16 protein-coding genes and 1 pseudogene are annotated in these 22,974 nt (G+C 32.0%); 15 read left to right on the top strand and 2 right to left on the bottom strand.

Going from position 1 to position 22,974, the window contains the following annotated elements; genetic code table 11:
- The first annotated feature begins 452 nt into the window (after positions 1-452).
- The 14 genes and pseudogenes from ACNQGX_RS14970 (at position 453) to ACNQGX_RS15035 (ending at position 15,662) form a co-directional block, all read left to right on the top strand.
- Positions 453-833, top strand: coding sequence for an ArsR/SmtB family transcription factor (locus ACNQGX_RS14970; protein WP_417977571.1), 381 nt, complete (start codon positions 453-455; stop codon positions 831-833).
- Positions 830-1,462, top strand: a complete 633-nt coding sequence (merTP, locus tag ACNQGX_RS14975) for a mercuric transport protein MerTP (RefSeq protein WP_417977573.1) — start codon at positions 830-832, stop codon at positions 1,460-1,462. Before ACNQGX_RS14970 ends, merTP begins: the two co-directional genes overlap by 4 nt.
- 80 nt (positions 1,463-1,542) lie before the next feature.
- Positions 1,543-3,201 (top strand): mercury(II) reductase, encoded by a 1,659-nt coding sequence (gene merA, locus ACNQGX_RS14980; protein WP_417977575.1) that lies wholly within the window; start codon positions 1,543-1,545, stop codon positions 3,199-3,201.
- Between the two features lie 36 nt (positions 3,202-3,237).
- Positions 3,238-3,534, top strand: a pseudogene (locus ACNQGX_RS14985) (heavy metal translocating P-type ATPase); the annotation flags it as partial.
- Positions 3,535-3,742: 208 nt separating this feature from the next.
- A complete protein-coding gene (locus tag ACNQGX_RS14990) occupies positions 3,743-4,135 on the top strand; it encodes a hypothetical protein (RefSeq protein ID WP_417977577.1) in 393 nt (130 codons plus the stop codon).
- A 249-nt stretch (positions 4,136-4,384) separates the two neighbouring features.
- Positions 4,385-4,813: a hypothetical protein gene (locus ACNQGX_RS14995; protein WP_417977578.1), complete on the top strand. Its 429-nt coding sequence runs from the start codon at positions 4,385-4,387 to the stop codon at positions 4,811-4,813.
- Between the two features lie 43 nt (positions 4,814-4,856).
- Positions 4,857-5,072, top strand: coding sequence for a hypothetical protein (locus tag ACNQGX_RS15000; RefSeq protein WP_417977580.1), 216 nt, complete (start codon positions 4,857-4,859; stop codon positions 5,070-5,072).
- Between the two features lie 71 nt (positions 5,073-5,143).
- Positions 5,144-5,827 (top strand): HupE/UreJ family protein, encoded by a 684-nt coding sequence (locus ACNQGX_RS15005; RefSeq protein WP_417977582.1) that lies wholly within the window; start codon positions 5,144-5,146, stop codon positions 5,825-5,827.
- Positions 5,828-5,839: 12 nt separating this feature from the next.
- Entirely contained in the window at positions 5,840-6,466 is a 627-nt protein-coding gene (locus tag ACNQGX_RS15010; RefSeq protein ID WP_417977584.1) for a hypothetical protein, read from the top strand.
- Between the two features lie 29 nt (positions 6,467-6,495).
- Positions 6,496-10,836 (top strand): CusA/CzcA family heavy metal efflux RND transporter, encoded by a 4,341-nt coding sequence (locus tag ACNQGX_RS15015; protein WP_417977586.1) that lies wholly within the window; start codon positions 6,496-6,498, stop codon positions 10,834-10,836.
- A gap of 113 nt (positions 10,837-10,949) precedes the next feature.
- A complete protein-coding gene (locus ACNQGX_RS15020; protein ID WP_417977587.1) occupies positions 10,950-12,794 on the top strand; it encodes a heavy metal translocating P-type ATPase in 1,845 nt (614 codons plus the stop codon).
- A 98-nt stretch (positions 12,795-12,892) separates the two neighbouring features.
- A complete protein-coding gene (locus tag ACNQGX_RS15025) occupies positions 12,893-14,020 on the top strand; it encodes an efflux RND transporter periplasmic adaptor subunit (protein ID WP_417977589.1) in 1,128 nt (375 codons plus the stop codon).
- A 24-nt stretch (positions 14,021-14,044) separates the two neighbouring features.
- The gene (locus ACNQGX_RS15030) at positions 14,045-14,665 is read left to right on the top strand and encodes a class I SAM-dependent methyltransferase (protein ID WP_417977591.1); all 621 of its coding nucleotides are present in this window, start codon (positions 14,045-14,047) and stop codon (positions 14,663-14,665) included.
- 835 nt (positions 14,666-15,500) lie between these two features.
- Complete coding sequence (locus ACNQGX_RS15035) at positions 15,501-15,662, top strand: hypothetical protein (RefSeq protein ID WP_417977593.1); 162 nt, start codon at positions 15,501-15,503, stop codon at positions 15,660-15,662.
- Between the two features lie 851 nt (positions 15,663-16,513).
- Here ACNQGX_RS15035 and ACNQGX_RS15040 read toward each other — a convergent pair.
- Both ACNQGX_RS15040 and ACNQGX_RS18350 read right to left on the bottom strand, forming a co-directional pair.
- Complete coding sequence (locus ACNQGX_RS15040) at positions 16,514-17,614, bottom strand: Fic family protein (RefSeq protein WP_417977595.1); 1,101 nt, start codon at positions 17,612-17,614, stop codon at positions 16,514-16,516.
- Between the two features lie 278 nt (positions 17,615-17,892).
- A complete protein-coding gene (locus ACNQGX_RS18350) occupies positions 17,893-18,114 on the bottom strand; it encodes an ISAon1 family transposase N-terminal region protein (protein ID WP_470303518.1) in 222 nt (73 codons plus the stop codon).
- Positions 18,115-18,496: 382 nt separating this feature from the next.
- On the opposite strand from ACNQGX_RS18350, the gene ACNQGX_RS15045 reads away from it, so the two are divergent.
- Positions 18,497-22,974: amino acid adenylation domain-containing protein (locus ACNQGX_RS15045; protein WP_417977597.1), on the top strand; the 4,478-nt coding region annotated here is incomplete at its 3' end.

The raw sequence follows: 22,974 nt of genomic DNA on the forward strand, positions 1-22,974 counted from the left end.
TACAAATTCTCGATACTTTTTACTAAAAAACGCTTGAATTAGATGTAAAGTACTATTCTTTAGTAATTTAATATAAATTTACGGTTTATTTAAGGATGTAACTTGGAATTTTTTATTTTTTTATTTCCACAAATAAATAATATATATCATGCTGTAGGAATGATTAACTTCATAAAACCATTACGAGTTTTAGGATTTTTGCATCCTGCCATTACCGTCACCACTCTCCCTAATAACACTTTGTCAATGCTTATAATAACTCAAGTCGAAGTATTTACCGATGGTAATTTGAGTACAGTTTGAATGAAAAGCAATACTAAATCATTTACTTTAAAAATTGAAGTATTCATTTCAAAGTAAAATGTTAAACTTATTTTTATTATTTAAGCATTTGCTTAAATAATAAAACCATTAACTACATTTGTTTAGTATTTAATTTAACAAAGACAGCAATGGATAATAATCAAACGTGTATAAGAGTTTTTGCAGATATAAAACAAATCAACGCCTGCAAAAACAAATTGAACAATAACAGTAATGCTTTTGGGCAATTGAGTGGTTTATTAGCATTGGCCGGTAATGAAGTACGACTGAAAATAATGTTTCTTCTTGAAGAAGAAAACGAACTTTGCCCTTGCGACCTTGCCGATATTTTAGGAATGAGTATTCCTGCAGTTTCACAACACCTACGCAAAATGAAGGACGGAAATGTTATTGAAGCTAGACGATCTGGTCAGACTATTTTTTATTCTCTAAAATCAGAACAATTACAAATACTTCGTCCTTTTTTTAAATACATTATTAGTCAAAATTCAAATTTAGAACTCATATGAACACAAATTCAAAATCAGGAAAATTGGCTGTAGCAAGTATTTTATCAGCAGTGACAGCATCACTTTGTTGCATAACGCCCGTTTTAGCTCTTATTTCTGGAGCTTCTGGCGTAGCATCAACGTTCTCGTGGTTAGAACCTTTTCGCCCTTACTTAATTGGAATAACTGTTTTGGTATTGGGCTTTGCTTGGTATCAAAAACTAAAACCACGAACTACGGAAGAAATACAATGTGTTTGTGAAGAAGAGGATAAAACACCTTTTATGCAAACTAAAAAGTTTTTAGGCATTGTAACGGTGTTTACTTTTTTAATGATGGCTTTCCCATACTATGGACAAGTTTTTTATCCAAAAGCGGACAAACAGCTAATTGTTGTTTCTTCTGATAATATGCAAGAAGTAAAATTTAATGTGAGTGGAATGACTTGTGCCAGTTGCGAAGATCACGTTAAAAATGAAGTAAACAAATTACTGGGAATTGTAACCGTTTCCGCTAATAGCAACGAAGGAATCGCATTTGTAAAATTTGACAACAGTAAAACGAACAAAGAGGCTATCATAAAAGCTATTAATACCACAGGTTACAAAGTATCAGGAGAAGTATCAACATCCGTAAATCCTCCACACTGACAAACTGGACACGTTTGTGGTCTAAACGATTGAAAATAATTTTTTTGACTCTATTATTAAGCATTTAATTAAATAAGAAAATGAAAACAGAAAATATAAAACTCGATATCGCAGGAATGACCTGCGACCATTGTGCCACAGGCATTGAAAAAATGCTTACCAAAAATGAAGGAGTAACAGAAGTAAAAGTGAGTTATCAAAACGGCAGTTGCGAATGTTCTTTCGACCCTTCTAAAACCAGTAAAGAGGAAATTATCAATACTATTAACAGCACAAAAAATTATAAAGTAGCTCATACTGCTGAAACTAAATGTTGTAATACAAGCGCAAACCACTTCGATTTAATTATCATCGGTGGTGGTTCGGCGGCATTTTCGGCAGCTATAAAGGCCGAAAGTTTAGGATTATCGACCTTAATGGTAAACGGTGGTTTAGACTTTGGCGGAACTTGTGTAAACGTAGGTTGTGTCCCTTCTAAAACCCTTATTCGTGCAGCGGAAACAGCTTATCACGCAACACATTCCAATTTTTCGGGCATCAAACCCAAAGGTGTTGCTATAGATTTTGCTCAAGTAATTAAAGACAAAAAACAATTGGTAGCCACGCTCCAGAAGAAAAAATATATGGACGTGGTAAGTGATTTTCATAACCTGAAAATGCTAACGGGTTGGGCAGAATTTTTAGATACTAAAACCATTGTGGTCGATGGTAAAGTAAAATATACGGCTCTAAAATTTATCATTGCCACAGGAGCAACTACCAATATTCCAATTATTGAAGGGCTAAACGAAGTAGGTTTTCTTACCAACGTTTCGCTTTTTGATTTAGAAGAAAAACCCGAAAGCATCACCATTATGGGGGCTGGTTATATTGGTTTAGAAATTGCTATGGCTTACAATCGTTTGGGCGTAAAAGTGCGTATCATCGAGTTTACTGACCGTGTGTTGAGAACACAAACGCCCGACATCAGTGAAGCCTTGGAAACACAAATGCGTAACGAAGGTATAGAAATCCTGCCAAATTTTAGAGCAGTAAAATTTGATAAAAAAGGAAATGAAACCATTATCCATTGCAAATGCCCTGATGGTTCTTTTACACAAATTATCGAAAAAGGAAAAGTTGTAGTGGCATCTGGCACAAAACCCAATACGCAAAAAATAGGATTGCAAAATATTGATATGAAACTTGATAAAACAGGACACATTTTGGTAAACGAAAAAATGGAAACCAATCTACCAAACATCTATGCGGTGGGAGATGTTACTAGCACTCCTGCATTTGTTTACACAGCAGCCTTTGAAGGTAAAATTGCCGTAGAAAATGCGTTTACAGGAGCCAATAATGAAGCCGATTATTCTTCCTTGCCTTGGGTAGTTTTTACCGATCCACAAGTAGCAGGAGCAGGATTGGACGAAGCACAGGCAGAAGCCCAAAACATTCCTTTTGAAGTAAGCAAATTAGAATTAAATAACGTTCCAAGAGCTATCGCAGCCAATGACACAAGAGGATTTATCAAATTAATACGAAATACCGAAACCGATAAATTGATTGGTGCTAGAATTGTTGCTCCCGAAGGTGGCGAACTCATTCAGCAATTGAGTATGGCTATCAAGTACAATATTACCGTAAAAGAATTGGCAGAAAGTTTTTATCCTTATTTAACATTAGGCGAAGGCATAAAACTAGCAGCCATCACCTTCGGAAAAGATGTTGCCAAATTGAGCTGTTGTGCTAGTTAAATTTTAATATGAAAAACGCGACTATCAATTCTATATGATGCACCAGTAATCGCTTTGGCCGATGATAGGATAGCAATTGATGCAACTATTGAAACTGCAGATGTCGTAATTCAAAATGACTAACCGACTAAGATTTTTACAGCAATAAATATTGAAAAAAAGACAAAACAAATTGTTTATCAGAACATTGGTTTAGCATTCTCAGTAAAAGCAATTGTTTTGGTTCTTGGAGCAGGAGGAGTAACCACAATGTGGGAAGCAGTTTTCGCCGATGTAGGTGTGGCTTTATTGGCAATATTAAATGCAGTTAGAATTCAGAGAATGAAGTTTTAGGAATCCGATTAAAACAGTTAATGAAATAAATACGAATCATTCCATTCTCTGAATTTTTCTCTTTAAATCAAAACATATTGTAAATCAATATTTTACGAATCATTTTAATTTAAACTGACAAAAAAAAAGTTCTAAAAGATTATGAATGAGGTTAATATAGAACCATCTTTTATTTAATTATATAAATAAAAAAACTACTTTTACAATCTTGAAAAAAACAATTGCCATATTATTCCTATTCGTCTTTTTGTGTGCCAACACAGAAATAGGGCAATTATTGAAACTACCCAACTTAGCAGAACACTTTACAGAACATCACGATCAAGATGAGGATAAGCACGGTATTTCTTTTTTAGATTTTATAACAATTCATTATAATGATAGTCAACATCATTCTAATCAGGAAAAAGACAATCATCAAAGTTTACCTTTTAAGACCATTAACCAATCTGTTAATACTGTCCTTGCTTTTGAAAACATAACCGAGTTTTCATTTCACAAACCAAATACTATTTCTGTAAATAGTAATGTTCCGTTTCCTCCAGAATTTTACAATTCCGATGTTTTTGCATGCATCTGGCTTCCACCCAAATTGAGTTAAATTAATTTTTCAATGCTTATTAATGATATTCTGAATATTTCTAATTAAGTATTAAAAAGCACTTTGCTATATACTTATAGCGAATGTTTCTTTGCATCAATTTCACTAATATTCTGTATTAAAAAACAAGTTTTTTAGTGAGTTTATGTATAAATAACTAGGATCATTTTTTAGCCTCATAAGCTATTAATTGACTTTTTAGTAATGTCTAAGACATACTCAATTACTTTTAACACTACAACATCAAAAATGAAAACAATCAAATCCATTGCAGTTGCGATACTGTTAACCATTGCAGGCACAACAATTTCATATGCACAAGTAAGTACTAATACTGTCAAAACGCCACACGGTGGAATAATACAAAATTCAGGCGACTACAAAATAGAAATGGTCGAAAGAGAAAACAATATTAGTTTTTACGTACTGGATGCGAAAGGAAAAACGGTGTCAAATAAAAAAGTTACTGGATCGGTTGTTTTTGAATTTTTCAATAAAACAAAAGCAACAAATCCAGTTTCTTTGGACACCAACAATGCTTTATTTGTAGAAGTTCCTAAAGCAAGCATATATGCTTATTGTACCATCACATTACTTGTCAATGGAAAAACAATCTCTTCTAAATTTAGAAACAGCCAAGTTTCTCAACAAGATATTAATCATGGACACCAACATTAATTCAATTTTATTATTCTTTATAAACCCAATTTAAATTACAATTATGAAAAAATTTTTAATCGTAGCTATTATCGCAATCGGAATGTTAGCTTCTTGCAACAAAAAAGCAAACAATGAAACTGAAAATACTGAAGTTCAACCTGCTGAAACAACGGAACAAGTTCAAGTGATCACAGATAGTACTAATCAAGTAAGTACGGATAGTATTAATCAAGTGGAGCAAGACAAAGTTGATGCTGCTCATGGACACACTCATTAATATAATTTAACAGGCTGCTTCTCTCCCGAAAATTTCAGGAGAGAAGTAGTTTTTAAAAGAAAAATAAAATTATGAATTCAAAAAAAATAATATTTCTTGTTTTACTTTTTTTTGTCGGCATCACAGGTGTTTTTGCTCATGGTGTAGATGAAAATACGCAAACTTTTTTGTCAGGAAATGATGGCGTTGCTTTTGGCCCATTTCTCTATATTGGTGCAAAACACATGCTTACGGGTTACGATCATTTGCTTTTTTTAGTTGGCGTTATCTTTTTCCTTTATCGCCCAAAAGAAGTGCTACTTTATGTAAGTTTCTTTACAATTGGTCATAGCGCAACATTGTTGTTTGGCGTTATGAGTAATATATCAATTAATTCGTATTTAATTGATGCCATCATTGCACTATCAATAGTGTATAAAGGTTTTGATAATTTAGGTGGTTTCAAAAGATTTTTCGGGAAACAGCCCAATACAAAAGCAGCCGTTTTAATTTTCGGATTGTTTCACGGTTTTGGGTTAGCCAGCAAATTACAAGATTTCAAATTTGAAAAAGAAGGATTGTTTACCAATCTGCTTGGATTCAACATTGGGGTTGAAATTGGTCAGTTTATAGCATTAACTTTTGTGTTAATTCTTATTACAATATGGCGCAGGCACCCAAGTTTTATGAAATTTTCAACATTCACAAATACCATGCTTATTGCTGCTGGATTTGTCTTATTAGGGTATCAATTAACAGGTTATTTTACATCTTAAAAAAATTAAACAATGTCAGAAATAAATCATCAAATAGTAGAAAAAAAAGAAATTATCAAAGCGGTCTTATTTGCATTGGTATTAGGGATGGTCATTTTAGTTAGCGCAGTTTTACCCGCAGAATATGGAATGGATCCAATAGGAACAGGCAAATTGTTTGGGTTCAGCAAACTTCATGTTCCAGATAATCAGGAGGGAAATCAACAGGAAACAACAGCACAAAAAATATTTCCATTAATTAAAATGGAAAAAGCAGGTTCTGGACCTGAAGTGAAAAGACCAATCGAGGCAGATAATCCGGCTCCTGAAAAACAATATGCAGAAAGAGAAGATACTATTGAAGTAATTGTTCCCGCAGGAAAAGGGATTGAATATAAAACCTATATGCTAAAAGGCGGGAAAATGAAATACGAATGGAAAACTAATGATGGAACCGTTTATTTAGATTTTCACGGTGAAGTAAAACAGGCAAAGGCAGTTAATGATGTCTATTTTGAAAGTTACACCCTTGCTTATTCCAATAATATGGTAGGAACTTTTTATGCTCCTTTTGAAGGAAAGCATGGATGGTTTTTTAGGAATAATGAAAATAAAGATATTACAGTTACTCTAAAATTAAAAGGTCAATATTCAATGTAACTATTGACTAACCATTAATCTTACTAATTATGTTAAATAAAATCATTGAGTTTTCAATCAAAAACAAACTCATTATTGGACTATTTATTTTTGCGCTCATCGGATATGGGAGTTACCAATTTACCAAATTGCCAATCGATGCGGTTCCTGATATTACCGATAATCAAGTTCAGGTGATTACATCGGCACCTTCATTGGGTGCAACCGATATTGAACGACTGATTACTTTTCCAATTGAACAAGCCAACAGTAATATTCCTGGACTGAAAGAAATTCGAAGTTTTTCTCGTTTCGGTTTATCAGTTGTAACCATTGTTTTTGATGATGCAACTGATGTGTACTGGGCTAGACAGCAAGTTACAGAACGATTAAGTGCTGTTAAAGACCAAATTCCCAAAGGTATTGGCGATCCATTTCTGGCACCAGTAACAACAGGACTAGGCGAAATTTATCAATATGCTGTTCGAACCAAACCCGGTTACGAAAAAAAATATGATGTAACCGAGTTGAGAACCATTCAGGATTGGATTGTTCGCCGTCAATTATTAAGCGTTGAAGGTGTAGCAGAAGTAAGTAGTTTTGGTGGTAAATTGAAACAATTTGAAATTGCCATAGACCCCAATAAATTGCAATCGTATAATATTACAATTACCGATGTTTTTTCTGCTTTAGAAAAAAACAATCAAAATACGGGTGGTGCTTATATCGAAAAAGGGCCTAAAGTTTTATACATCCGAAGTGAAGGATTAATTAGTACTATCGAAAATATAAAAGATATTTCTATTAAAAACACGAATAGCGGAAGCCCTTTATTTATTCGTGATGTAGCTGACGTTCGTATTGGTAGTGCTATTCGATATGGTGCAATGACTTTTAATAAAAAAGGAGTTCAATCTGGTGAAGTTTCGGGTGCGGTGGTAATGATGTTAAAAGGAGCCAATAGTAATGTGGTTATTAAAAACATTAAGGATCGTATTGCACAAATCGAAAAAACATTACCCGAAGGCGTTATAGTAGAACCATTTTTAGACCGAACAAAAATGGTAAATAATTCCATTTCAACGGTAGGAACAAACTTATTAGAAGGAGCATTAATTGTACTTTTTGTTCTTATTTTCTTTTTAGGAAATCTAAGAGCAGGATTAATTGTTGCCTCAGTTATTCCTTTAGCAATGTTAATAGCAGTCATATTGATGAATATGTTTGGTGTTAGCGGTAATTTAATGAGTTTAGGGGCATTAGATTTTGGATTGATTGTAGATGGCGCTGTTATTATTGTCGAAGCTTGTTTGTTTAGTTTACACAGCAGGAAAGCGTCAAAAATATCACAGCAAGAAATGGACAATACCGTATTAAAAACGTCTATAAAAATGCGTAATGTATCCGTATTTGGAGAGTTGATTATACTGATAGTGTACATTCCCATTTTTACTTTGCGCGGTATTGAAGGGAAAATGTTTTTACCAATGGCACAAACAATTGCATTTGCATTATTTGGTGCTTTTATATTGTCGCTGACTTATGTTCCAATGATGACCGCTTTATTTTTGAATAAAAGTATATCCCACAAAAAGACTTTTTCAGATAGAATGATGGAAAAATTAGAAAATTTCTATCAACCCCTTCTGAACAAAGCATTAGGAATTCCAAGAACAATTATCAGTGCAACTTTGGGATTATTTGTTTTGGCACTGATTACACTTTCGTTTATGGGTGGCGAATTTATGCCCTCGTTAGAAGAAGGAGATTTTGCAGTAGAAACAAGGGTTTTGCCGGGAAGTAATTTACAAACTTCAATGACTGCCATTTCACAGGGTGCAAAAATATTAATAGAAAAATTTCCCGAAGTGGAGAAAATTGTAGGCAAAACAGGAAGTAGCGAAGTGCCTACCGATCCGATGCCCATTGACGCCAGCGATATGATGATCATTTTAAAGGACAAAAGCGAATGGACTTCTGCCAAAACTTTTGATGAATTATCAGAAAAAATGGCAAAGGAATTGGAAGCCGTTCCAGGTGTTTCTTACGGTTTTCAATATCCGGTACAAATGCGTTTTAATGAGTTAATGACAGGCGCAAGGCAAGATGTAGTGTGCAAAATATTTGGAGAAAATTTAGATACACTGGCTTTATACGCCAATAAATTGGGCAAAATTGTAAATACCGTAGAAGGAACTTCCGACCTTTATGTAGAAACCGTTACTGGAATGCCTCAAGTAGTAATTGACTACAACAGAGCTTCCATTGCACAATACGGATTGAACATTCAGGATATCAATCGAATTGTAAACACCGCATTTGCAGGACAAAGCACTGGTGTTGTTTACGAAGGTGAAAAACGATTTGATTTAGTTGTTCGTTTAACAGGCGAAAAACGTCAGGATTTGGCGGATGTTCAAAATTTATTAATACCAACGTCCACGGGTTCGCAAATTCCTTTATCTCAATTGGCAAAAGTTGAAATTACCGAAGGCCCAAATCAAATACAAAGAGAAGATGCCAAACGTAGAATTGTAGTTGGTTTTAATGTTCGAGGACGTGATGTGCAAAGTATCGTAAAAGAATTGCAAGGTAAAGTCGAAGCTCAAATAAAATTTCCTGCAGGTTACTATCCTACGTATGGCGGTGCTTTTGAAAACTTAAACGAAGCCAAAAATCGTTTGATGATTGCTGTTCCGGTTTCATTACTATTAATATTCATTTTACTTTATTTTGCATTCAATTCCGTAAAACAAGGGCTATTGATTTATTCCGCAATTCCACTTTCTGCAATTGGAGGTATTTTCTTTTTAGCGTTGCGGGGAATGCCTTTTAGCATCAGTGCCGGAGTTGGTTTTATAGCCTTATTTGGTGTAGCAGTTCTAAATGGATTGGTATTAATTGCAGAATTTAATAGCATTCGAAAATCAGGTGAAACCGATTTAAAAGCTATTGTTTTACAAGGAACTAGGATACGTTTGCGACCCGTTTTAATGACTGCATTCGTGGCATCATTAGGTTTTTTACCAATGGCGTTAAGCAACGGTTCAGGTGCAGAAGTTCAAAAACCATTGGCAACTGTGGTAATTGGTGGTTTATTAATTGCAACATTCTTAACCTTATTTGTTTTACCAATTTTATATATAATGTTCGAAAAGGGAATTAAATTAAAACCAAAAAAGATAAAATCAATTACAACTATCGTTGTTTTGGGAGTGTTTTTTTCTTTTCAAAATGCAAATGCTCAAGAAAAAATTTCAATTGATAAAGCCATTGAAATTGCTTTGCAAAACAATATCAAAATTAAAAACGAAAAATTAAATTCCGAGTATTTACAAAAAATGACCAAGACAGGTTATGATATTCCCAACACAGGAATTATTAGCGAGTTCGGCCAGTTTAATAGCAATGCTAATGATATAAAAATTGGTATTTCACAAAGTATTAAATTCCCAACGGTTTACAAAAGGCAAAAGCAACTTTTAATAGAAGAAGCCAAAAAAGGGCAATGGAACGAAGCTTTGCAAAGAAAGGAATTGAGCAGACAGGTAACAATCGTGTTTTACGAAATGATTTATCTAAAAGAAAAGGAAAAATTGTTGCTAAAAAGTGATAGTATTTATTCTGAATTCTTAAGAAAATCAACCCTTCGCTTTGACAAAGGCGAAAGTAATATATTGGAAAAAGCAACCGCTGAAAACCAATCTGGACAAATAAAAATTCAACTTCTGGAATTACAAAGTGATTATAAAATAATACAATCGCAATTCAAGTATTTACTTAATGTGGACAAAGACTTTATCCCGGTTTCAGATAAATTCAAAATGGATTTTGACGAAAATTTAGGTAAAAATGCTACAGGTAATCAACCCAGTATAAAATTATTCGAACAGGAAGTAAATAGTAATAAAGCAGAGCTTTCACTTGAAAAATCTAAAAAATTGCCCGAATTAATTGGGGGTGTTTATTACCAGACGTTTAAAGCTAATACTTTGCTTCAAGATGGCTATAATGGTATTTACGGACAATTTGGAGTTGCATTTCCTTTATTCAATTCAGCATTTAACAACAAGAAAAAGGCATTGGAAATAAACACTCAAATTGCCGAAAATAATTTAAATAATGAAAAACTAAAACTGCAAAGCAAGAATCAGGAATTAGTCCAAGAATATAAAAAACACAAAGAAACTATTGCCTATTTTGAAAGTCAAGCCTTGAAAAATGTTGATTTGGTAACCAAAGCTGCTAATGATAAATTTATCAATGGTGACATTAATTATCTGGAATGGGTAATGCTCATTAATCAAAGTACCGAAATCCAAAGTTATTATATTGAGGCCGTTAGAAAATTGAATATAAGTGTTATTGAAATCAATGCATTAAATAATTAAAATAGTTTAATTATGAAATGAGCATGACCGTAATTGGGGTCGCAAGCGCCAATGATGATATGCGAATTACATATGACCGATAAAAAACAATAAATATCAATAAATATCAACATATGAATTATACGCAAACCTTTTTTTCGCGACAGTTCCTTTGGGAAATTGTACGGATAATAACAGTGGGAATAGCCTGTTTATTATTTTATTTTGATGTTATTCCATTGCCTATTTTGATTGTCGCAATGGCTTTCGGTCTTTATTCATTAGTAAAAACTGCGGTACTGGATATCATAAAAGAAAGAAAAATAGGCACCGAATTGTTTATAACCATAGCAGTAATTATTTCAGTTGTTGGTAAGGAATATTTGGCTGGTGCTGTCGTACTGATGATTATTCTTATTGCAGAGTATATTGCAAGTGCAAGTACTGAAAAAGCAAGATCGTCCATTAAAGAGTTGATTGGTTCAGTTCCAAAAACGGCAATAGTAAAAAAAGATAATCAGGAATCCACAGTACAAATAACGGATTTAAAAATAGGTGATATTGTTCTGGTAAAAGCTGGAGAAAAAATCCCTGTTGATGGTAAAGTAATTGGCGGATCCGGTTCTGTTAACCAGGCACCAATAACGGGAGAAAGTGTTCCGCAAGAAAAAAAAGTTGGAAGTGAAGCATTTGCCGGAACAATACTGGAATTAGGTGCACTAGATATAGAAATGACAAAAGCAGGAGAAGATACTGTTTTTTCACGTATTATTTCATTGGTCGAAGATGCCGAAAGTCAACAAGCTCCCATTGAAAAATTCACAGACAAAGTGGCTTCGTGGCTTATTCCGGTGGTATTTATTTTTGTTGGTACCGTTTACTTTTTTACCCGTGATGTCAAACTGGTGATTGCATTGCTGATTTTTACTTCCCCTGCCGAATTAGGTTTGGCAACACCGCTTGTGACCATTGCGGCAATTGCACGCGCTGCGAGAGAAGGTATTTTGATAAAAGGAGGTTTGTTTTTAGAAGAGCTTGCGAAAGTAACTACCATTGTTTTTGACAAAACAGGCACATTAACCGTTGGAAGCCCTATTGTGAATACCGTCGAAATAATAGATCCTGCTTATAATGAAAACCAATTGGTTCAATTTGCTGCTACTGTTGACCGTCGTTCCAGCCATCCATTAGCAAAAGCAATCTTAAGCTATGCGGATCAATTAAAACTTACCTATGGCGAGCCTGAAAATTTCGAGCTGGTAAAAGGACGGGGTGTTTCCGCAAAAATAGATGGCAAATCGGTTTTATTAGGGAACAAGCTCTTTATGGAAGAAAGTAAAGTACCGGTGTCGAAATCCTCAGAAAGCAGTACCGATACTGCTATTTATCTTTCAGTTGATACTAAATTGGCGGGTATCTTTTATATATCCGATGCGATACGCGAAGGTGCAAAAGAAATGATTCAAGGTTTAAGAAAAAGTGGAATTCAAAACATAATTATGCTTACCGGTGATAATCCTGAAACTGCCAAGCACGTTGCCAATCAGATAGGAATTACCGATTTCAGAGCCAATTTATTGCCCGAAGACAAAATCAATATCATAAAAGAATTGCAAAAGGATGGTTCTAAGATTGCAATGGTGGGCGACGGCATTAATGATGCGCCTGCTTTAGTTCAGGCAAATATAGGCATAGCAATGGGTGCTATGGGAACCGAAGCAGCAATGGAAGCAGCTGATATCGTTCTGATGCAGGATAAGTTGGAAAAAATCGCCAAGGCTCGTGCTATCAGTAAAAGAGCCTATCGAACCATTCGTGAAAATATTTTTGTAGGGGTTGGTGTCGTTCATGTGATTGGAATTACCCTTGTCTTGCTTAAAATAATTGGACCAATTGAAGCAGCTGCTATTCATTTGCTTCCTGACACTTTAGTTTTTATTAATTCCGTAAAACTCCTTAGAGTCAAGATTGAAGTATAATGAATCAAAAACAAACTTAAAAAAAAAACCTATTCTTAATATTCAAAATAAATAAAATGAAATCGCAGATTCACAAACACCAAAATAAAAATACAATCATGAGTAAAAATACAATCATTACAATAATGGCAATAGTATTCCTTTCTTCGTGTGGAGATAAGAAAACTGAAAACGAAACAGAAGCCCCCCCAACTGTCGAAAACACGACAACACTTACCGATGCACAAATAAAAAATGCAGGTATTGAAACTGGAAAAATCGAGCAAAAAAAGATCTCATCAACATTAAAATTAAATGGTAAAATAGATGTTCCACCTCAAAATTTAGTTTCCATAAGTGTCCCAATGGGAGGTTATTTAAAATACACCAAACTTTTAGAGGGAACGTATGTATCCAAAGGGCAGGTTTTGTGCGTTGTAGAAGACCAGCAATACATTCAATTGCAGGAAGATTACCTTTTGGCTAAAGCAAAAATAGGATACGCAAAAGCCGAATTCGAAAGACAAAAAGAACTCAACCGAAGCAAAGCCAGCAGCGATAAAGTGTACCAACAAGCACAATCAGAATACAATTCACTATCGGTAATGGTGCAATCGTATGGAGAGAAATTAAAATTCGCAGGGATAAATCCGAATAATGTTTCTACAAAGAACATTTCAAAAAGCATCAATATATATTCGCCAATAAGCGGTTATATTTCTAAAGTCAATGTAAACATAGGAAAATATGTAAACCCAAGTGATATTTTATTCGAGATTGTAAATCCATCTGATATTCATTTGGCATTGACCGTTTTTGAAAAAGACATCAATAAATTGGCTATTGGTCAATCTCTTTTAGCATATACCAACACCAATCCGGAGAAAAAATATCTTTGTAAAATTATTCTAATAGGCAAAGATTTTTCTGAAAATAGAAGTACAGAAATACACTGCCATTTTACAAATTATGATAAAGCACTTTTACCTGGAATGTATATGAATGCCGAAATTGAGTTAAAAAGTCAACAATCTAATGTTTTACCGTCAGATGCCATTGTAAATTTTGAAAACAAAAATTATATCTTTATAGAAAAAGGGAGCAAGCAATTTGAAATGAAAGAAATTACAATTGGGACAGCTGAAAATGGGTTTACAGAAATTCTTTCAGACGATTTAAAAGACGAAAGAATTGTTATTAAAGGAGCTTATGCACTTTTGATGAAAATGAAAAATGTAGAAGAATAACAAAAAACAGGATACATTAAAAAAATGGAAAATAAAAAATCACATTGGGAAAATGTTTTTGCCACAAAAGCACCAAATGAAGTAAGTTGGACACAAAAGTATCCAAAAATTGCAATGAATTATTTAGAAAATTTAAATCTATCAAAAACTGCCAATATCATTGATGTTGGTGGTGGTGATAGCAATCTAGTAGATGCGTTATTAGACAAAGGTTTTCAGAATATATGGGTTTTAGACATATCTGAATTCGCATTAGAAAGAGCAAAAAAGCATTTAGGCGAAAAAGCCAATTTAGTGCATTGGATAGTTTCAGATATTACAGAATTTAAACCCGAAGTAACCTTTGATTTTTGGCACGACAGAGCGGTTTTTCATTTCTTGACAGATGATGAAAGCACCAGTAAATACATAGCAATTGTTGAAAAAGCAATCAATAAAAATGGTGATTTTTTATTAGGAACTTTTTCAGAAAACGGACCTTTAAAATGTAGCGGATTAGCAATAAAACAATATTCTGAAACTACAATGAAACATACCTTTAGTTCTCAATTTGAAGCCGTAAAATGTTTTACTGAAAATCACAAAACACCATTTGACACAACTCAAAACTTTCAATATTGTGGTTTTAAAAAAATAGAAGTCTAAAAGATCAATTAGATAGATACTGGCTGGATTACGAAAAAATATTTGGATGAAATAAGGAGTTGTATTTCTGACGGTTGTTTCATGAAAAAGTCAATTAAAAGACTCAATACTGTATTTTTTTATTCTCTAAATTTTGACCTTCTAAAATTTATTCTTTTAAATGCATTTAATAGTTTGTATTAATTAAAAGATCCCGTTATTAATTATCTTCAAAATGTGAAAAATAAATATATTTTTATTTTATTGCAATTTTTCATTTAGAAAATGATAATATTCAGGTTATATACATTAGATGTATTAAAATTACGGATCCCTAAAATATCATCAATTCGTAACAAAAGCAAATTTATTATAATTTTAGAATAATCTTGGAACATCTATTTTTTCAATACTAAATAAGCAAGTCCCGGATCATTCAGCAGTCGTTCCATTTCAGAATGAATAATATCCTGTATATCCTGTTTTATTTGGAGATAGTTTCTTTGTACCATTGTGTTGTCAAGTATACGCACTACAGGTAAATTGAGAAACCTCTACTTTTTGCCATATTGAATTTTGATTGCTTTAATTGTACTTAAATAATAAAAAATGTTAGTATTTAATTTATAGCTTCTTTACGGAAAACCGTAATTCCTAAAATTTTATTAATGCTTTCAAACTTATCAATTAACTTACATAAATCAGCAGGTATAAATACTCTGTTCGAAGATAAATATTTAGATATTGTTTTAATAAAATAAGTATTAATCTAAAAATCATTATTCTTTAATGATCAATTTAAATTGAATTATAAGCTTTGATAAAAGTTTTTGTAATTTGATTTAATAGTCTTGCCATGAAACCAAAATCTAATAAGTCTCAAAAAAGTGATGGAATTAAAAAAAAGAGTAAAGCAGAGGAAGAACGTGCTGCTATAGTTGATTGGTTTGTCCGAGTTATTGTTGGAAAGACACTTGAAGAATTCTATGAAAAAAATAAGGATAGTGGACGGGAGTGAGAAATTTCGATCGAACACTTGTTTTTTTTATGTTTTAAACATTGATTGTTAGTGTTTTAAGGTGTTCGATTCCCAACGGATTCCTTTTTATTTTTTAGTATAATTAAGGAAATTGTCTCAATTTTAGAATTATTATCTTTGTAAGTAATTGATTTTAAGTAGTTTAATAAATGAAAAAGGAAGGTGTTCGACACCTTCCCTTTTGTGGAGTCGCCGGGATTACAATCGAACATCTTATACCGATCTTAACTTTTTTTGATAGCTTAAAATTATGATGGAATGTGTTGATTTTTAATATTTTAAATCATTGTTTTTTGATGATAATTTTTTAAGATTAAAAAGTTTGACTAAGTACTTTTAACGTTTTTTAATAATTCTAAGTTTTTTAAAGGTAAAAAGGTGTACATAAAGGAGACGTTAGAGTTCGACAGTCGAACTCTAATTCACAGTCGAACACTTTAAGGACTAGAGTAATAAAATAATAAGAAAAACTATAAAATTAAATTGCTTTGTAATGTTACTATCTCAAAACATTTTCCAAACCATTTTTTAGATGATTAAAGAATTTAACAATGTCAAATTCAATATAAATTTTAAAACAAAAGCAGAATTTATAATAAAGATAAATATTAATTTTTTTCTGTTCTTATTATAATTTAAATGGGGGTATCAAAAATATACCTCAATCATCTGCCGATTAAGAAAATAATATTCCCGTTCTATGGGTATTCATACTTTTTTTAGTACAGCTGGAGTACAAATATTATTAATTCACTTTGCTCCGGAATACCCATTAATTAAATAGAACAAAAAATAAAAGGATATTACCCATTTATTGGATTCAAGTTTTTTTACATGATAATAGTGTAAGAAGTACTTCTTCCTTCTTTATCATCTTTCATTAAGATTCCTTTTGAAATTAGATCTTGAATATCTCTTAAAGCTGTATCAGGAGAACATTTTGTAATCTTTGCCCATTTTGTTGTGGTCAGTTTCCTTTCAAAGCCATCTAGCATCTTATTAAGAAGTAATTTTTGTCTTTCGTTCAATGATGCGTTGTTTTGTTTTTCCCAAAAACCAGCTTTTGATAGTACTTGTTCTAAGGTACCATTTGTTGCATTCAAGGCCGCTAATAGGTTTTCAAAAAACCAATGTAACCACTTTGTAATGTCTAAATTTCCTTTTTGAGTTTGTTCCAGAATAGTATAGTACTCGTTACGTTGCAAAAGAATTTGTGCTGACATACTGTAAAAACGTTTTGAACTTCTATCGGCTTTACACAATTGCATATCAGTAATAGCTCTTGCAATACGACCATTCCCATCATCAAAAGGGTGGAGGGTGATGAACCATAAATGGGCAATTCCTGCTTTCAATACGGGATCTAAAGTTTTTTCATTAGAAAACCAATCTAAAAATTGATTCATTTCTTTCTCTAAAAAAATCGCATCTGGAGCTTGGAAATGTATTTTCTCTCTTCCAAATCCACCAGAAACTACTTGCATAGGACCATTATCATCAGTTCTCCATTGGCCAATATTTATTTTATACATTTCGCTTCTTCCTGTTGGGAATAAACAGTTGTGCCATCCAAATAATCGATCTTTTGATAAAATGGAATTGAAATTTTGTGTAGCATCAAGCATCATTTCTACTACTCCGTCAACATTTCTATCAGAAGGAACTGATCCTGCGATATACATTCCCAAATGTCTAGCAATGGAAGAACGTACTTGATCCGTATTCAATAGTTCGCCTTCTATTTCAGAGGTTTTTAAAACATCAACTGTTAAGGTATCTAATAAAGCTTGTTCCTGCAACGCAAATCCCATAGCTTCCATTTTTCCCATGAGTTTGCCTTGCTTGTTTCTTACTTCTCCAAGTAAGAATTGCAAAGCGTTTGTATCCCAAGTGAATCTTGGCCAATTTTCATTTTGATAGATGTATTTCATTATTATCCGCGTAATTTGCGGTAAATATACGGATTATTCTCCGCATTTAAATTTATTCTCCGCAAATAATGCGGTTATTAATGTGTTTAATCACCGCAGAATAGTATATTTAGTAATAAAATAAAGAACTAAGGTGTTTTTTATATTGTCGTTGGAGCTTTTTAGCGTTGACTCCGAAAAACCCTCCAATGATATGACAGTCAGTAGCGCTATTGTCTATTAATTTTTTTTAAAAAAGCTGCAAACTCTTGAGTCATGCGGGGTCCTTTGGTAACTAACTACCAATCTCTTTTGATAATTTCTTGAGTGGTTTTGTTTGTCCAACGGCGGTGTTTAATATGCAGGTACACATATTTACCTCGAAGAGGAAAATCTTGAATGGTAATTTCATCCAAAAAGCCTTTTGAAACCAATTCTATCGAAGCAAATTCTTTGGAAGGTTTGGATTTCTCCTCAAAATACAGATGCAGATTTTCTTCTGAATTTTGAAGGAATTCAATTCAAAACTCTCAATCAAAAACTCAGGTAATATTAATTTTAATAATTCTATATATGATTCCAATTCTATTCTATTTTTTATAAATATCCGATTTTATAATTATTCTTCCCCAGATTTTGTTACTGATCCAATCGAACTCAGGTTAATAACTCCTATACAGAACGCTTTTTAACAAAAGAGTCATAGGAGAAGCAGAGCATTTGTTCTGAATGGCAACAAATAGTTAATAAAAAGTTAAATATATTTATTTTAAAATCACATGTAATTAACAATGAGTGGGTTTGATTATTTAGAAGTATCACTAAATAATTAAACGTAATTTTGTTTAAGAATGGTATTGTTTATTACTCTATATTTGTTTTAATAGTTTTTTAATTACAAAAATGAAGCGAAACAATTCAAATTTAATTTCTAAATATTGGAAAAATAAATTATTAAATAGAGAAATAAATATTGGAATGAATAATAGACATAATAATATTCCTCGTATTATTATTAAGTCTAATGACTTAAATTATTTTAATAAACTTACCAATAATAATTCGATAGCTCAATATACGGTTATCAGTGCCATATATAATTTCTTATTGAAGAGATTTGTAAATGAATTCGATGGATTTATTGTATCAAATTATGAAAATCAATCGAATACTTTAGTTTTATCATTTTTAATAGATTTAAATGTTTCATTTAAAGAATATCTTCAAAAAGTAAAAATCGAAATTTTAGAGACATTAAAGCATGCTAATTTCAATAAAGAAATAGTAGCAAAAAAAAAGGGTTTTAGTGATATAAGTCTTTTGTCAAATTATAGAATTAATATCAATTCCAATGATAAGTTAAATTGTAATGGTCTTTTATTTGATATAAAAATCAATGATAATCAAGATTTAGAAATTCAAGCCTCTTATTTAGAAGGATTCATCAATAAATCAATAGTTGAATATTTAGTTCAACATTTTAAAAACTTTCTCATTAATTTAGAAGAGAATATTAAAGATAATTTATCTGAATACTCATTATTGACTGATAAAGATAAACAACATTTATTAGTTGATTTCAATAATACTAATGTCGATTATCCTAAAAATAAAACTATAGTTGACTTATTTGAAGAACAAGTTGTAAAAACACCAAATAACATAGCCGTTTTATTTCAAGAATCCACATTAACTTATAAAGAATTAAACGAAAAGGCGAACCAATTAGCCAATAGTATTTCCTCTAAATATGTTATCAGTAAAGGAGATATAGTCGGTGTGTTTTTACCCAAATCAGATATTGGAATTATTTCATTTTTAGCCATATTAAAATTAGGTGCGATTTATTTACCAATAGATACTAATTATCCTCAAGAAAGAATAGATTATTTGATAAAAGATAGTGGTTTAAAATTGCTAATTGGCAATGGCCTTGAGTTAAAAACAACTATTTGTGATATAATAAATGTTAATCTAGCTAATTTAGAAAATTATAGTAGTCAAAATATTGATAAAGAAATCTTATCGAAAGATTTAGCTTATGTCATTTACACTTCAGGTTCAACAGGGCAACCCAAAGGGGTGATGGTAGAACATGGCAGTAATATTAACATGTCTCTTGATCAGATTAAATCATTTAATATTACTGATACTGATAAAGTGGTTTGGTTTGCTTCCGTTTCTTTTGACGCATCCATATCAGAAATTATGATGTGTTTGTATAGTGGAGCCATACTATGTATTCCAACAGAAGAAACCATCAATGACAAAGATGAATTTGTAAAGTTCTTAAAATCAACGCAATCAACTGTAGTGACTTTTCCTCCTAGTTATTTAGGATTATTAAATTCGCATGATATTTCGGGACTAAGGTGCATTATAACAGCAGGAGAATCTGCCAATTCTAGCAAAGCACTAGAAATTATAAAATCAGGAATTGATTATTATAATGCTTATGGACCTACGGAATGCGCAGTTTGCGTTTCAATTTATAAAGTTACTGAGAATGATATTAATAAATCTATAATTCCAATAGGCAAGCCTATTAGCAATACCCAAGTTTACATATTAGATGACTTATTACAACCACTACCTATAGGAGTTAGTGGGAAAATATATGTATCAGGAGCAGGAGTGGCAAGAGGTTATTTAAACAAACCAGACCTTACAGCAGAAAAATTCATTTCAAATCCTTTTATTGAAGGGGAACGAATGTATGATACTGGTGATTTAGGTTGTTGGTTATCTGATGGAAACATTGAATTTTTAGGAAGAAAAGACAGTCAAGTAAAGTTGCGCGGATATAGAATTGAACTAGGTGAGATTGAGAATGCAATGTTACAGTATTCAGAAAATGTAAAACAAGTATTTGTTGATGTTAAAGGAGAAAACGAAGAAAAAGCATTGGTTACCTATTTCGTGGCTACGACAGGACTGGACAAGTCTAAATTGCGAAGTTTTCTGCAAAATAGATTGCCAAATTACATGATTCCAAGTTTCTATATAGCATTAGATAAGTTACCATTAACTCCTAATGGAAAAATAGATAGAAAGGCTTTACCAAGTATCTCGGGCGATGATGTAATAAGAAAAAATTATTTAGCCCCGAGTAATGAGATAGAAAAAATTTTGGGTGTTATTTGGCAAGAAGTTTTAGGAGTAGAAAAAGTAGGGGTAACCGATAATTTCTTTGAATTGGGTGGTCATAGTTTGATAATTTCTCAAGTCATTAATAGAATTTATAAGCAATTAGGAAAAACGATATCTTTCAAATTTTTTTTTGCCAATCCAACCATAAGAGAGTTAAGCAAACAATTAAAAGAAAGCGAATATTTACCCATACCCAAAGCATCTGAGGCACTCGCTTATCCATTAACGGCTTCACAATATAGATTATGGATATTGAGTCAATTTGAAGGAGGTTCTTTGGCTTATAATATGCCCGCCACTGTTAAGCTTATAGGAGCTGTTGATTTTGATAAATTTGAAGAATCATTTCAATTATTGATTCATCGTCACGAAATTTTAAGAACCTATTTTAAATCCGATGAAGAAGGAGAAGTACAACAATATATTTTACCTTTTGAACAAGCTGATTTTAAAATAGTAGTGCAGAACTTTAGCAAAATAGAAAATCAAGAAGATGAAGTTGCTCATTATTTACAAGAAATAAATAGTAAGCCTTTTGATTTAGAAAAAGGTCTACTTGTTAGAGCTTCATTAATAATATTAAAGGATGAAGAGTCTATTTTTTTCTTATCCCTTCACCATATTATTGGCGATGGTTGGTCAATTGAACTATTTATATCAGAGGTTGTAAAAACATACAATGATTTAGTTGCAGGAAGGACAATCAATCTGCCAGAACTAAGTATTCAATACAAAGATTATGCGGTTTGGCTCAATGGAGAATTACATCAAGAACAATATGTAGCTTCGGAACAATATTGGTTACAAAAATTTGAAGAAGGTATACCTGTTTTAGATTTGCCAAGTTTAAAAAAACGACCATTAGTTAAGACTTATAATGGGGAGACTATTAGTCATAAATTTTCAAAAGAATTTTTAGAGAAGTTAAAAATCTTTTCAAAAGAGCAAGATGTTACGCTATTTATGACTTTAATGTCAGGTATAAAAAGCTTATTATATCGTTATACAAGTCAAGATGATATTATAGTAGGAACACCCATTGCAGGTAGAGAACATCCTGATTTAGAAAATCAAATGGGATTGTTTTTAAATACACTAGCAATTCGAACACAATTCAAAGAGAAAAACTCCTTTTTAGAATTATTAACAATACAAAAAGAGACTTTGTTAGCGGCTTATGATCATCAAAATTATCCTTTTGATGCTTTAGTAAATAAATTGAATCTAAAAAGAGACACGAGTCGTTCTGCTTTATTTGATGTTTTAGTGGTTTTGCAAAATCAAAGTCAATTAAACAATCTGAATAACGAGGAACTCTCAAATATTGAAATAAGTAGGTATGAGTTTGAAAGTAAAACATCAAAATTTGATGTTAGCTTTACCTTTATAGAAGCAGAAGGATTAGTCTTAGGAATTGATTACAATACAGATATTTATGATAAATATTTGATTCAAAGAATGTTTTTTCATTTTGAGAACCTCTTAAATTATTCAATAGAGCAACCTGAAAGTGGAATAGAAAACATTAATTATTTAACTCAAGCAGATAAACAACAAGTACTAGTCGATTTTAACGATACAAAAGTTGATTATTCAAAAGATAAAACCATAATCGATTTATTTGAAAATCAAGTTGAAAAAACACCTAATAGTATTGCTGTTATTTTTGAAGAAGTCGAATTGACTTATAAAGAACTTAACGAGCAATCCAATCAATTGGCATTATATTTAAGAGAAAATTATTCCATCCAACCTAATAATTTGATAGGAATTAAGATGGATCGAAGTGAACAAATGATTATAGCTATTTTAGGGATATTAAAATCAGGAGCTGCTTATATTCCAATCGATATCAATTACCCTAAACAACGTATTGATTATATACAGAATAACAGTAATTGTAAGGTTGTAGTCGATTTGAATTTTCTGGAAGAATTCTATAAAGTTCAGGAAAACTATTCTAAATCAAATATTACCGATATTAATAAGGCTAGAGATTTAGCCTATATAATATATACCTCGGGATCTACAGGTAATCCTAAAGGAGTGATGATTGAGCATAGTTCTTTAACGAATTATCTCACATGGTCAAAAGAGCATTATTTAGGAGGAAATTTAAGGAATACGAATTTTGGATTATTTACTTCATTATCGTTTGATTTAACAATCACCAGTTTGTTTTTACCATTAATAAGTGGAGGTAATCTAAAGATAATAGGATCAAGTGATAA

The sequence above is a fragment of the Flavobacterium glycogeni genome, from assembly GCF_048286775.1.
Classification (GTDB): Bacteria; Bacteroidota; Bacteroidia; order Flavobacteriales; family Flavobacteriaceae; genus Flavobacterium.